This is a genomic window from Bacillus sp. AF23, from assembly GCF_020861455.1.
Taxonomy (GTDB): Bacteria; Bacillota; Bacilli; order Bacillales; family Bacillaceae; genus Bacillus; species Bacillus halotolerans.
Window position 1 is genome coordinate 86,956 of sequence record NZ_JAJHVY010000005.1, and the last position, 14,037, is coordinate 100,992.

General features: G+C 45.8%; 13 protein-coding genes. 12 read left to right on the forward strand and 1 reads right to left on the reverse strand.

What is annotated here, in order from left to right; translation table 11 throughout:
• Positions 1–31: 31 nt before the first annotated feature.
• Positions 32–973 carry a ribonuclease HIII gene (rnhC, locus tag LNN34_RS01225; protein WP_044154008.1) on the reverse strand — a complete coding sequence of 314 codons (942 nt, stop codon included), beginning with the start codon at positions 971–973 and terminating at the stop codon, positions 32–34.
• A 133-nt stretch (positions 974–1,106) separates the two neighbouring features.
• Here rnhC and zapA point away from each other — a divergent pair, with 133 nt between their 5' ends.
• From zapA to trxA, 12 genes are all read left to right on the forward strand, one after another.
• Positions 1,107–1,364: a cell division protein ZapA gene (gene zapA, locus LNN34_RS01230; protein ID WP_024122410.1), complete on the forward strand. Its 258-nt coding sequence runs from the start codon at positions 1,107–1,109 to the stop codon at positions 1,362–1,364.
• Between the two features lie 6 nt (positions 1,365–1,370).
• Positions 1,371–1,904, forward strand: a complete 534-nt coding sequence (locus LNN34_RS01235) for a CvpA family protein (protein WP_024122409.1) — start codon at positions 1,371–1,373, stop codon at positions 1,902–1,904.
• A gap of 72 nt (positions 1,905–1,976) precedes the next feature.
• Positions 1,977–3,689, forward strand: coding sequence for a DNA polymerase/3'-5' exonuclease PolX (polX, locus tag LNN34_RS01240; protein WP_229042561.1), 1,713 nt, complete (start codon positions 1,977–1,979; stop codon positions 3,687–3,689).
• 20 nt (positions 3,690–3,709) lie between these two features.
• On the forward strand, positions 3,710–6,067 hold the full coding sequence (locus LNN34_RS01245; RefSeq protein ID WP_044154012.1) for an endonuclease MutS2: 2,358 nt from the start codon (positions 3,710–3,712) through the stop codon (positions 6,065–6,067).
• 14 nt (positions 6,068–6,081) lie between these two features.
• Complete coding sequence (locus tag LNN34_RS01250) at positions 6,082–6,486, forward strand: DUF350 domain-containing protein (protein ID WP_010335217.1); 405 nt, start codon at positions 6,082–6,084, stop codon at positions 6,484–6,486.
• A gap of 187 nt (positions 6,487–6,673) precedes the next feature.
• Positions 6,674–8,356, forward strand: a complete 1,683-nt coding sequence (locus LNN34_RS01255) for an AMP-binding protein (RefSeq protein WP_229042562.1) — start codon at positions 6,674–6,676, stop codon at positions 8,354–8,356.
• 130 nt (positions 8,357–8,486) lie between these two features.
• Positions 8,487–9,071 carry a fatty acid metabolism transcriptional regulator FadR gene (gene fadR / locus LNN34_RS01260; protein WP_014477593.1) on the forward strand — a complete coding sequence of 195 codons (585 nt, stop codon included), beginning with the start codon at positions 8,487–8,489 and terminating at the stop codon, positions 9,069–9,071.
• A 14-nt stretch (positions 9,072–9,085) separates the two neighbouring features.
• Positions 9,086–9,862: an enoyl-CoA hydratase gene (locus LNN34_RS01265; RefSeq protein ID WP_229042564.1), complete on the forward strand. Its 777-nt coding sequence runs from the start codon at positions 9,086–9,088 to the stop codon at positions 9,860–9,862.
• 14 nt (positions 9,863–9,876) lie between these two features.
• Positions 9,877–10,650: an electron transfer flavoprotein subunit beta/FixA family protein gene (etfB, locus tag LNN34_RS01270; protein ID WP_229042566.1), complete on the forward strand. Its 774-nt coding sequence runs from the start codon at positions 9,877–9,879 to the stop codon at positions 10,648–10,650.
• Positions 10,651–10,685: 35 nt separating this feature from the next.
• Positions 10,686–11,663: an electron transfer flavoprotein subunit alpha/FixB family protein gene (locus tag LNN34_RS01275; RefSeq protein ID WP_229042568.1), complete on the forward strand. Its 978-nt coding sequence runs from the start codon at positions 10,686–10,688 to the stop codon at positions 11,661–11,663.
• Between the two features lie 204 nt (positions 11,664–11,867).
• Positions 11,868–13,355 carry an alpha-N-arabinofuranosidase gene (locus LNN34_RS01280; RefSeq protein WP_229042570.1) on the forward strand — a complete coding sequence of 496 codons (1,488 nt, stop codon included), beginning with the start codon at positions 11,868–11,870 and terminating at the stop codon, positions 13,353–13,355.
• A 305-nt stretch (positions 13,356–13,660) separates the two neighbouring features.
• A complete protein-coding gene (trxA, locus tag LNN34_RS01285) occupies positions 13,661–13,975 on the forward strand; it encodes a thioredoxin (protein WP_003222500.1) in 315 nt (104 codons plus the stop codon).
• Positions 13,976–14,037 lie beyond the last annotated feature (62 nt).

Here is a 14,037-nt window from a genome sequence, read left to right on the forward strand (position 1 = left end):
AAGCTTGCAGATATTCTCTGCAAGCTTTTTTCTATGAACGTTTTTTATCCGCCAGGCGCTGTGCTTTCTGCGTATTGGCAAAATGGAGTTTTGTAAAGGTTCGGAGAGCGGATGCCCCTTTTTTGATGATCAGTTTAGCGGCCGCTTCATCTACATGAGGGCCGGCCCCTTTCGGCAGTGTCATTCCCGCTTCGCGCGAAAGTTTATCCATTTCCATTAAAAAGGAATATCTCGCAATAATCGATGCAGCAGCCACTGACAGGTGAATGCCTTCGGCTTTTGTGCTGAAATAGGTGCGCTCCTGCACAATGTCTCTTCCCTTTAAATGGTTGTAGTAGACGCCGGGCTCGGCGAATTGGTCGATCAGAATCGCCTCAGGCTTTACTCCGTCCATTTTTCGTAAAAGATGGGTTATGGCCTGATTATGCAAGAGAGCTTTCATTTTTCCCTGACTCATGCCTCGTTCCTGCATGCTGTTGTACTTTTCGTTTTTTAAAACGAGCAGGCTGTACGGAATGGTTTTGATCAGGCTTCGGGCGATCTCAATGATTTGCGGATCCTTTAGGTGCTTAGAATCCTTCACACCGAGTTCCTTCATTAAAAGAAGCTTTGTTTTGTCAACGTATGCGCACACAACCGTCATTGGGCCAAAGTAATCTCCGGTTCCGACCTCGTCAGAGCCGATGACAGACATGCCTGCGATGTCTGTTGGAGGGGCGTAGCGTGAATCAGCCGGCTTTTTTGCCGTTTTCTTCTTATCCTGCGGCTCAGCAGTTCCCCAGCGGGCAGATTCTGCCTCTGCGTTTTTGCCCTGAAACAATACCTTCCCTGACTTATAAGCTGTAATGGTACAGCCTGCCGGTTTTGCCTGGAAAATGGCACCCTGCGGTACAGATGCAGTAAGTGAACTGTTATACGCTGTTTTCATTTGGTCAATAGCAGACATTGGTACTTTTATCACAGAATGGGACACGTAATAATCTCCTTTTTTTACACGATTCGCTGTATCTACCAGTGTATCATAACAGCGGGAGGCTCGTCTTTCCATTCATTTAATAAACGTGTTATGATAGGAACTAGGATTCTCACGGAATGGAGGAGAAACGTTGTCTGACGGCAAAAAAACGAAAACAACCGTTGACATTTACGGCCAGCACTTCACTATGATCGGTGAAGAAAGCAGAGCCCATATGAGATATGTGGCCGGAATTGTTGATGATAAAATGAGAGAAATCAATCAAAAAAATCCATATCTTGATATAAATAAACTTGCAGTGCTGACAGCGGTAAATGTGGTGCACGACTATGTGAAATTAAAAGAGCAATATGAAAAACTGGAGCGTCAGCTTAAAGAAAAGGATTGAACAACTATGCTAGATATCATCATCTTAATCTTGCTCCTGATGGGGACTTTACTGGGATTAAAACGCGGTTTTATCCTCCAGTTTATCCGCTTGACGAGCTTTATTCTTTCGATCGCGTTTGCGTCTTTATTCTATAAAAATGTCGCACCGCATTTGAAGTGGATTCCCGCGCCCGATTTTTCAGCGGGACAGCCGGCGTTTTCTTTTTTCTCGGGAAATCTGGAAGCAGCCTACTATAATGCGATTGCGTTTGTCGTTCTATTTATTATCGCTAAAATCTTACTGAGAATCATCGGCTCATTCCTAAGTATTGTAGCGGGCATTCCTGTGATTAAACAAATCAACCAAATGCTTGGCGCCGTTCTCGGTTTTCTGGAAGTCTATTTATTTACATTTGTGCTGCTGTATGTTGCTTCCGTACTTCCGATAGACGGCTTACAGCAAATGATGGGACAATCGTCTCTCGCAAATGTCATGATCAACCATACACCGTATTTATCAGGGCTTTTACAGGAGCTTTGGACGCAATACGGAGGATAAAAAACTTCTCTTGTCCGGAGAAGTTTTTTTCAAGTATGATGGAAACATATGTGAACGTCTGGGGGTTATTCTATGCATAAAAAAGATATTATCCGGCTGCTGGAAACCATTGCAGTCTACATGGAACTGAAAGGGGACAACCCGTTTAAAGTTTCCGCATTCCGAAAAGCAGCGGCAGCCCTTGAACAGGACGACCGCAGTTTATCAGAAATGGACGACATGATGTCACTGTCCGGTATCGGAAAAGGCACGTACAGCGTCATAAAAGAATATATAGATGAAGGAAAGTCAAGTACGCTCGAATCACTGCAGCAGGAGGTGCCGGAAGGGCTGGTGCCTTTATTGAAGCTCCCGGGGCTCGGCGGCAAAAAAATCGCAAAGCTGTATAAAGAGCTTGGCGTATATGATGCAGAATCATTGAAGGAAGCCTGCGAACAGCAGAAAGTCCAAGGGCTTGCGGGATTCGGCAAGAAATCAGAAGAAAAAATATTACAGGCGCTCGGAGAAGCCGGAAAACAGCCTGAACGTTTTCCGATCGGCTATGCGCTCCGGGTCGCGCGGGAAATTGAAGAGCATCTTTCTCAATTGACAGACATCATCAAATATTCCCGTGCCGGAAGTCTCCGCAGAGCACGCGAAACCGTCAAAGATCTGGATTATATTATTGCGACGGATCATCCCGCTGAAGTAAGAGAGCAGCTGCTTGCGCTGCCAAACATCAAAAGCGTCATTGCCAGCGGGGACACGAAGGTATCGGTTATTCTTTCCTTTGAATATGAAATGAGTGTCGATTTCCGTCTCGTGACGGAAGAACAATTCCCGACAACTCTTCATCATTTTACGGGATCAAAGGACCACAATATCAAAATGCGGCAAATTGCAAAAGAACGCGGTGAACGGATCAGTGAGTACGGCGTCGAGACGGTTGAAACAGGAGAAATCAAAACCTTCCCGAGCGAACGGGAATTTTACGCACACTTCGGCTTGCCGCTGATCCCGCCGGAACTCCGTGAAAGCGGGCAAGAGGTGGAAACCTACAGCGACAGCATTGAACTCATAGAGCACGATCAAATCAAAGGTGATCTTCACATGCACTCCACATGGAGCGATGGCGCCTTTTCGATCAGGGAAATGGCTGAAGCATGCATGGAAAAAGGCTATCAGTACATGGCCATCACTGATCACTCGCAATATTTAAAGGTCGCCAACGGGCTGACTGCTGAAAGGCTCAAGCAGCAGGCGAAAGAAATTGACGCGCTGAATGCTGAGTTTGAGAACTTCCGTATTTTTAAAGGCGTTGAGATGGATATTCTTCCTGACGGCACACTTGATTATGATGACGATGTGCTGGCGGAAATGGATCTGGTCATTGCATCCATCCATTCAAGCTTTAATCAGCCGGAGCACGTCATTATGAAGCGGCTTGAGACGGCACTGACCAACAAACATGTTGACATTATCGCCCATCCGACCGGACGCCTCATCGGCAGACGTGCCGGTTACGAAATCGATATCGACAAACTGATTGAGCTCGCGAAGAAAACAAATACGGCGCTTGAACTCAACTCTAACCCTGCGCGTCTCGACCTGCGGACAGAGCATTTAATTAAAGCAAATGAACAAGGGGTTGCATTGGTCATTAATACCGATGCCCATAACATCGAGATGTTAAACGATATGAAAACCGGCGTCACTGCCGCGCGCAAAGGCTGGACGGAAACGAAAAACGTCCTGAATGCCCGGTCGCTTGAAGACGTACAGGCATTCCTGAAGCGCAACGATTAAGTAAGGAGGCTCACACAACCGTGCAGCAAAAAGTATTATCATCTCTTGAATTCCATAAAGTGAAAGAACAGGTAATCGAGCACGCCGCTTCATCGCTCGGAAAAGAAATGCTTCTCCAGCTAAAGCCTTCTGCTTCGATTGACGAAATCAAAAAACAGCTGGATGAGGTAGATGAAGCCTCTGCGATCATCCGGCTGCGAGGCCAGGCGCCGTTTGGCGGCCTTACCGATATCAGAGGGGCATTAAGACGGGCGGAAATCGGCAGCGTTCTCAGTCCCTCGGAATTCACTGAAATATCAGGGCTGCTTTACGCAGTCAAACAAATGAAACACTTTCTCGGACAAATGGCTGAAGACGGAGTCGACATTCCGCTGATGCAGCAATATACTGAACAGCTCATTACACTGCCCGATTTAGAACGGGAAATGAATTCCTGCATAGATGATCACGGCGAAGTGCTTGATCACGCGTCAGAAACGTTAAGAGGAATCCGAACGCAGCTCAGAACGCTCGAATCGAGAATCAGAGACCGGTTAGAGTCCATTCTGCGTTCCTCCTCCGCTTCGAAAATGCTGTCTGATACGATTGTTACAATCCGAAATGACCGCTTTGTTATCCCGGTCAAACAAGAGTACAGATCAAGCTACGGAGGCATTGTGCATGACACCTCCTCTTCTGGCGCAACCCTGTTCATTGAACCGCAGGCGATTGTAGATATGAACAACTCGCTTCAGCAGGCGAAAGTGAAAGAAAAACAAGAAATTGAACGGATTTTACGCGTGCTGACAGAGCATACGGCGGAGCACACAGAGGAGCTTTTTCAAGATTTGCAAGTCCTGCAGACGCTTGACTTCATTTTTGCAAAAGCGAAATACGCAAAAGCGGTCAAAGCGACAAAACCGACCATGAATGACAGCGGCTTTGTCCGTCTGAAAAAAGCGCGCCATCCATTGCTTCCGTCTGATCAGGTGGTCGCCAATGACATCGAGCTGGGCGGCGATTTTTCAACCATCGTGATTACAGGACCGAATACCGGGGGGAAAACAGTTACTTTAAAAACACTGGGGCTGTTGACCTTAATGGCGCAATCGGGTCTTCATATTCCGGCAGATGAAGGATCGGAAGCCGCTGTATTTGAGCATGTGTTCGCTGATATCGGCGATGAACAGTCGATCGAGCAAAGCTTAAGTACATTTTCTTCCCATATGGTGAACATTGTCGGCATTTTAAAACAAGTTAACGAAAACAGCCTGGTGCTCTTTGATGAACTGGGCGCAGGTACAGACCCGCAAGAAGGCGCGGCACTCGCCATGAGCATCCTGGATGAAGTCCACCGCACCAATGCCAGAGTATTAGCGACGACGCATTATCCGGAGTTAAAGGCGTATGGCTATAACAGAGAAGGCGTCATGAACGCCAGTGTCGAATTTGACATTGAGACCCTTTCACCAACCTATAAGCTCTTAATCGGTGTGCCGGGACGAAGCAACGCCTTTGAAATTTCTAAACGGCTCGGTCTTCCGGACCATATTATCGGGCAGGCGAAATCAGAAATGACGGCCGAGCATAATGAGGTCGATACGATGATTGCGTCTCTTGAACGAAGCAAAAAACGGGCGGAAGAAGAGCTTTCTGAAACAGAGGCGTTCAGAAAAGAAGCCGAAAAGCTGCATAAAGAGCTGCAGCAGCAAATCATTGAACTCAACAGCAAAAAAGACAAATTGATGGAAGAGGCCGAACAGCAGGCGGCTGAAAAAGTTAAAGCGGCCACAAAAGAAGCTGAAGACATCATTCACGAATTACGCTCGATTAAAGAAGAACACAAATCCTTCAAGGATCACGAGCTGATCAACGCGAAGAAACGGTTAGAAGGCGCTATGCCGACCTTTGAAAAGTCCAATAAACCGGAAAAACCGAAAACGCAAAAACGCGTCTTGAAGCCGGGGGATGAAGTAAAAGTCCTTACTTTCGGGCAGAAAGGAACATTGCTTGAAAAAACCGGCGGCAATGAATGGAATGTTCAAATCGGCATTTTAAAAATGAAAGTGAAAGAAAAAGACTTGGAATTTATCAAGTCGGCTCCGGAACCAAAAAAAGAAAAACTCATTACAGCGGTTAAGGGCAAAGATTACCACGTATCGCTTGAACTTGATCTTCGCGGCGAGCGCTATGAAAATGCCCTCAGCCGTGTTGAAAAATACTTGGATGACGCGGTGTTAGCGGGATATCCAAGGGTATCCATTATCCACGGCAAAGGTACCGGCGCTTTAAGAAAAGGCGTGCAGGATCTCCTGAAAAATCACCGCAGCGTTAAAAACTCCCGTTTCGGTGAAGCTGGTGAGGGAGGATCAGGCGTTACAATTGTTGAATTAAAATAAAAGGGAGTATGGCCATGAGTGATTTTTGGGAAAACGAGCTTGTGGAAATCGCGGCGTATTACAGTGTCGCGGTTCTCTGCCTCGTCCTCTTTTTGACTGTGTTTGAGCTGGTGACAGCTTATAAAAACTGGGAAGAGATTCAAAATGGAAATCTCGCTGTGGCAATGGCAACCGGCGGGAAAATTTTAGGAATAGCAAATGTGTTCCAGCACTCCATCTCTCAGCACAATTCTCTGCTGCAAATGATCGGCTGGGGTGTGTACGGGTTTGTTATGCTTTTGATCAGCTACTTCATTTTTGAGTTTTTGACACCGCGGTTTAAAATTGATCAAGAAATTGAAAATGATAACCGGGCTGTCGGCTTTATTTCATTTGTCATTTCTGTCGGGCTCTCATTTGTTGTGGCAGCCGGAATATAAGGGGACGGAGAATAGATGGAAAAGCTTGCAAAAATACTGCTCGCCGCGGCGGGAATCTTTTTGTTGATTGGTCTTATATATCTGTTCGTATGATGAGAAAAAGAAAGATTTTCCTTTCTTTTTCTTTTTTTTGCCGTCCATCTGCTATAATAATAGGGTGAACGCTAAAATCGAAAGGGGAGGTTTTATGCAGTCTCAAAAGCCGTGGCTTGCCGAGTATCCCGACGATATCCCGCATGAGCTTCCGTTGCCGAACCAAACCCTGGAATCCATCCTGACAGACTCCGCCGCACGATTCCCTGACAAAACAGCCGTATCTTTTTTCGGAAAAAAACTCACCTTTCATGACATGTTGACGGATGCTCTTAAACTCGCAGCTTTTCTGCAGGAAAATGGCCTGCAAAAAGGAGACAGAGTGGCTGTCATGCTGCCCAACTGTCCGCAATTCATCATTTCTTATTATGGGGTGCTGTTTGCCGGCGGTATCGTGGTGCAGACAAACCCGCTCTACACCGAGCATGAGCTCGAATATCAGCTGAGAGACGCAGAGGCCAGGATGATCATCACCTTAGATTTGCTTTTCCCGAAGGCAATAAAAATGAAAACGTTATCAATTGTAGATCAGATATTGGTGACGAGTATAAAAGACTATTTGCCGTTTCCGAAAAATATTCTCTATCCGCTTACGCAAAAACAAAAAGTGCACATTGACTATGATGAAAATGACAATATTCATACCTTTGCTTCGAGCATGAAGCGGGAAAAAACAGAGCTGATCACAATTCCGGACATTGACCCTGAGCATGATATCGCCGTTCTGCAATACACTGGAGGTACGACGGGAGCGCCCAAAGGAGTCATGCTCACGCACAGAAATATTTTAGCCAATACCGAAATGTGTGCGGCTTGGATGTACAACGTAAAGGAAGGCGATGAAAAAGTGCTTGGCATTGTCCCATTTTTTCACGTCTATGGGCTGACAGCAGTGATGAATTATTCGATTAAACTGGGATTTGAAATGATCCTGCTTCCCAAGTTCGATCCGCTGCACACGCTCAAAATCATCGATAAACAAAAACCGACACTGTTTCCCGGCGCGCCGACGATTTACATTGGCCTCTTGCATCATCCCCAATTACAGCAATACGATCTGTCATCTATTAAAAGCTGCCTCAGCGGCTCAGCGGCTCTCCCTGTCGAGGTGAAGCAGCAATTTGAAAAGGTGACTGGCGGAAAGCTTGTGGAGGGATATGGTTTATCCGAGGCATCTCCGGTGACACACGCAAATTTTATCTGGGGAAAAAACAAACCCGGCAGTATTGGCTGTCCCTGGCCTAATACAGACGCTGCCATTTACTCTGAAGAGACTGGCCATTTTGCCGCTCCGTATGAGCATGGTGAGATCGTCGTAAAAGGCCCGCAGGTCATGAAGGGATACTGGAACAAGCCGGAGGAAACGGCTGCTGTCTTAAAGGACGGATGGCTCTTCACCGGAGACATGGGCTATATGGATGAAGATGGGTTTTTCTATATTGCCGACAGGAAGAAGGACATCATTATCGCAGGCGGCTATAATATTTACCCGCGTGAAGTTGAAGAAGCGCTGTACGAACATGAAGCGATTCAGGAAATTGTCGTTGCAGGCGTGCCTGATTCGTACAGAGGGGAAACGGTAAAAGCGTTTGTCGTGTTAAAGAAAGGCGCACAAGCCGACGCAGCAGAACTGGACGCTTTCGCCAGAGCCCGTCTCGCACCCTATAAAGTGCCGAGAGCTTATGAATTCAGAAAAGAGCTTCCGAAAACAGCGGTTGGGAAAATTTTAAGAAGGCGTTTACTTGAAGAAGAAACCGAAAATCATCATATCAAGTAACAAATAGAGCCAGAAAAAAGAGCCAGAAAAAGAGAACATTTATGAATAAACTTGACAAACCGGAAAATCCTTCTTATCATAAAAATATGAATGAATAGTCATTCATTTCTATAGGAAGGAACGATGAAAATTGAAGCAAAAACGGCCAAAGTATATGCAGATTATTGATGCAGCAGTTGAAGTCATTGCGGAAAACGGCTACCACCAGTCACAGGTATCTAAAATCGCCAAACAAGCCGGAGTAGCGGACGGCACCATCTATCTTTATTTTAAAAATAAAGAAGACATTTTAATTTCTCTGTTTAAAGAAAAAATGGGCCAATTCATTGAGCGGATGGAAGAGGACATAAAAGAAAAGGCAACAGCAAAAGAGAAATTGGCGCTCGTGATTTCAAAACATTTCTCACTTTTGGCGGGCGACCATAACCTTGCCATTGTCACTCAGCTTGAGCTCCGCCAATCCAATTTGGAGCTGCGGCAGAAAATTAATGAAATATTAAAAGGCTACTTAAATATTTTAGACGGCATTCTGACGGAAGGAATACAATCAGGCGAGTTAAAAGAAGGCCTCGATGTCCGCCTCGCCCGGCAAATGATTTTTGGAACGATTGACGAAACCGTGACGACCTGGGTGATGAATGATCAAAAGTATGATCTGGCAGCTTTGTCAGACAGTGTTTTAGAATTACTGGTATCCGGAATTCACAATAAGTAAAGGAGTTCTGTCCTATGAATGCAATATCACTCGCAGTTGATCAATTTGTTGCAGTTATGACGATTCACAATCCGCCGGCAAACGCGCTTTCCAGCCGGATATTAGAAGAGCTGTCCTCCTGTCTTGATCAGTGTGAGACAGATGCCGGCGTGCGGTGCATTATTATACATGGGGAAGGAAGGTTCTTCTCCGCAGGCGCTGATATCAAAGAATTTACATCACTGAGAAACAGTGAGGATTCCTCAATGCTGGCTGAACGCGGCCAGCAGCTGATGGAGAGAATGGAGAGCTTTCCAAAACCGATTATCGCAGCGATTCACGGAGCTGCCCTCGGCGGCGGGCTGGAGCTTGCAATGGCCTGCCATATCAGAATTGCGGCAGAAGATGCCAAGCTGGGGCTTCCTGAGCTTAACCTCGGCATTATTCCCGGTTTTGCAGGTACACAGCGGCTCCCGCGATATGTTGGTACAGCAAAAGCATTGGAGCTCATTGGATCAGGAGAACCGATATCGGGGAAAGAAGCGCTTGACCTCGGACTTGTGACAATCGGAGCAAAAGATGAAGCAGAAGTGCTTGAAAAAGCGAAAACGCTTGCTGGTAAATTTGCAGAAAAAAGTTCGCAAACGATGGCGTCTCTGCTTGAGCTTCTCTATACAAACAAGGTGTATTCCTATGAAGGCAGCTTAAAGCTTGAAGCAAAGCGTTTTGGAGAAGCGTTTGAGTCGGAGGACGCCAAGGAAGGCATTCAGGCATTTCTCGAAAAAAGAAAGCCTCAGTTCAAAGGCGAATAAAAGGGGATATGATCATGAATCTATTTGTACTGATGAAACGGACGTTTGACACAGAAGAAAAAATCGTCATTGACGCAGGGAAGATTCAGGATGACGGGGCTGAATGGATTATCAATCCGTACGATGAATACGCGATTGAAGAAGCCATTCAGCTGAAGGAAAAACACGGCGGCCCCATCACCGTTGTTACAGTCGGCGGCGAAGAAGCGGAAAAGGAGCTGCGTACAGCGCTTGCCATGGGATGTGACCAAGCTGTTTTAATCAACATAGAAGATGATCTCGAAGAACCCGACCAGTATTCCATTTCTCAAGTTTTATACCACTATATGAAGGATCAGGAATTTGACCTTATTCTCGGCGGAAATGTCGCGATCGATGGAGGCTCAGGACAAGTGGCGCCTCGCCTGGCAGAGCTTTTGGACATTCCGTGCATTACGACGATCACCAAACTCGACATCAATGGAAGTGACGCAGAAGCGGAAAGGGACGTTGAAGGGGATGTTGAAAAAATCAAAACGACTCTTCCTTTGCTGGTCACAGCTCAGCAAGGCTTAAATGAACCGCGCTACCCATCGCTTCCGGGAATCATGAAAGCCAAGAAAAAACCGCTTGAAGAGCTTGAACTGGATGATCTGGACTTGGATGAAGAAGATGCTGAACCAAAAATGAAAACAATTGAACGTTTTCTGCCGCCGAAAAAAGAAGCCGGGAAGCTTCTGCAGGGTGAGCCTGCCGAACAGGCAAAAGAGCTCGTATCATTGCTCCGCAGCGAGGCGAAAGTCATTTAGCGTTTGCACATTCAAAGAAACAGGGGGATGTTAGGATGGGAAAAAAAGTGATCGTACTCGGAGAAATTCGTGACGGAGAACTGCGAAATGTCACCTTTGAAGCAATCTCCGCTGGAAGAACCATTTCAGGTGATGGAGAAGTGATCGGTGTTCTTATAGGAGAAAACGTATCACAGCATACAGAGGAGCTGATCCACTACGGTGCAGACAAAGTTTTCACAGCTGAGGACCCAAAGCTCAAGGCATATACGGCAGACGGATACAGCCAAGTGATGCGAACCATTATTGAAAAGGAAAAACCTGATGCGGTCGTATGCGGACACACTGCAATGGGGAAGGATCTGTCACCGAAGCTTGCAGCCCGGCTCCAAACGGGATTGATTTCTGACGCTACAGATGTAAGCGTTACCGGAGAGAACATTGTTTTCACAAGACCGATTTACTCAGGGAAGGCATTTGAACGTGTCATTTCAACGGATCCGATGACGCTTGTGACGATTCGTCCAAACAACATTCAAGCGTTAGAAAAAGACGCCAGCCGGGCAGGCAGCATTGAAAGCATCGAAGTTTCCCTTACGGATCTCCGTACCGTCATACAAGAGATCGTCAAAAAAACAGCGGACGGCGTTGATCTCTCTGAAGCGAAAATCATTGTTGCAGGCGGCCGCGGTGTAAAAAGCAAGGAAGGCTTTCAGCCGCTTCAGGAGCTTGCCGAGGTGCTGGGCGCAGCAGTCGGCGCTTCACGCGGGGCGTGTGACGCTGATTATTGTGACTATGCCCTTCAAATCGGACAGACCGGAAAAGTTGTCACTCCCGATTTGTATATCGCCTGCGGAATTTCCGGTGCCATTCAGCATTTGGCGGGTATGTCCAACAGCAAGGTCATTGTCGCCATCAATAAAGATCCTGAAGCCGATATTTTTAAAATAGCTGATTACGGTATTGTAGGCGATTTATTTGAAGTCGTCCCATTACTGACTGAAGAATTCAAACAGCTGAATATTCACTCATAAAGGGAACCCCGGACTGCAAAAGTTCGGGGTTTTTGAATACATACGTACAAATATTTATTAATAAAAAAAGTCGTTGACATGTACGGACATATATAATAAGGTTACTTTAAAAGCGCTTACATTCATGCTGGCTCCTCAGACAAAACACAGATCCTGTATTTGACTGTGGTGCTTTTCATATTTGTATGAAAGGAATGATCAAGCATGTCTGAACATACAGCAGTGATTCAAACGGATATTGTAAAAGGAACGATCAACAAAAATATATACGGTCATTTTGCTGAGCATTTAGGAAGAGGGATTTATGAAGGGATTTGGGTCGGAACGGAATCAAGCATTCCTCATATAAACGGTATAAGAAAAGATGTGTTAGAAGCGCTGAAACAGCTGCGTATTCCTGTCCTCCGATGGCCGGGAGGCTGCTTTGCGGATGAATATCATTGGGCTAATGGTGTGGGTGACCGCAAGACGATGCTCAATACTCACTGGGGCGGCACAGTTGAATCGAATGAATTCGGGACACATGAATTTATGATGCTGTGCGAGCTGCTTGAGTGCGAACCTTACATTTGCGGCAATGTAGGAAGCGGAACAGTTCAGGAAATGGCCGACTGGATCGAATATATGACCTTTAAAGAAGGCACGCCCATGTCGGATTGGAGAAAACAAAACGGAAAAGAAGAGCCTTGGAAGCTGAAATATTTTGGAGTGGGAAATGAAAATTGGGGCTGCGGCGGCAACATGCACCCTGAGTACTATGCCGATCTATACCGCCGTTTTCAAACGTATGTCCGCAATTACAGCGGCAATGAAATTTATAAAATTGCCGGCGGTGCAAACGTCGATGATTTTCATTGGACGGACGTGCTCATGAAAAAAGCCGCTGGCCTGATGGATGGGCTAAGCCTTCATTACTACACGATTCCGGGAGATTTCTGGAAGGGCAAAGGATCGGCCACAGAATTTACAGAGGACGAATGGTTCATCACGATGAAAAAGGCCAAATACATTGATGAATTGATTGAAAAACACGGCACAATTATGGACCGATATGATCCGGAACAGCGGGTCGGACTGATTATTGACGAATGGGGCACATGGTTTGACCCTGAGCCAGGAACGAACCCAGGCTTTTTATATCAGCAAAACACGATTCGTGACGCGCTGGTCGCAGCTTCTCACTTTCACATTTTCCATCAGCATTGCCGCCGGGTGCAAATGACCAACATCGCACAGACGGTAAACGTTCTTCAAGCTATGATTCTGACTGAGGGAGAACGGATGCTATTAACGCCGACATACCATGTGTTTGATATGTTTAAGGTACATCAGGATGCCTCTCTTTTAGATACTGAAACAACGTCCGCTGACTATGAATGGAAGGGAGAAACGCTGCCTCAAATCAGTGTGTCAGCATCAAGAAATGCTGAGGGCGATATAAACGTCAGCATCTGTAACATTGATCATCAAAATAAAGCAGAGGTGGAGATCGAGCTGAGAGGTCTTGACAAGACTGTAGATCATTCCGGTGCTATCCTGACTGCTGAAAAGATGAACGCCCATAACACGTTTGATGATCCGGAGCACGTAAAACCTGAATCGTTCAGCCGTTATTCTGTAAATAAAAACAAATTGAAAGCAAAGCTGCCGCCAATGGCAGTTGTCTTACTCACATTACGGACTGATTCTTAACCAAAAAAAGGAGCGCCGATCCTCTAGAGGACAGCGCTCTTTTTTGTTTTGAAACAGCTCCAAAAGGGCATGGTAAAGTATATGACGGTTACAGAAGGGATGTTGTCCTATGCTTCGTACAATTTTAATGATCATCGGCGCAATCGTGGTGATCGGAGCGATTATCCGATTCGTGTTTTAATGACCCATTCTATGAGTAAACCGATTGTGATCAGGAAAAAATAATTAATAAGCATTTAAATAGCATGAACGAATGGGAGATGCTATACTAAAAATCATCATTTCACAATTGGAGGAATTTAATAATGGCTATCGTAAAAGCAACTGATCAATCTTTCTCAGCTGAAACAAGCGAAGGCGTCGTACTTGCTGATTTCTGGGCTCCTTGGTGCGGACCTTGTAAAATGATTGCACCTGTTCTTGAAGAATTAGATCAAGAAATGGGCGACAAACTGAAAATCGTAAAAATTGATGTAGATGAGAACCAAGAAACAGCAGGCAAATACGGCGTTATGAGCATCCCGACACTTCTTGTTTTAAAAGATGGAGAAGTTGTTGAAACATCTGTAGGCTTCAAACCGAAAGAAGCGCTTCAAGAGCTTGTAAACAAACATCTTTAATTTTCGGCTGCTTACATGCCAGAGCGATTCCAATTGAGGGATCGCTTTTTTTATTCGCCAAT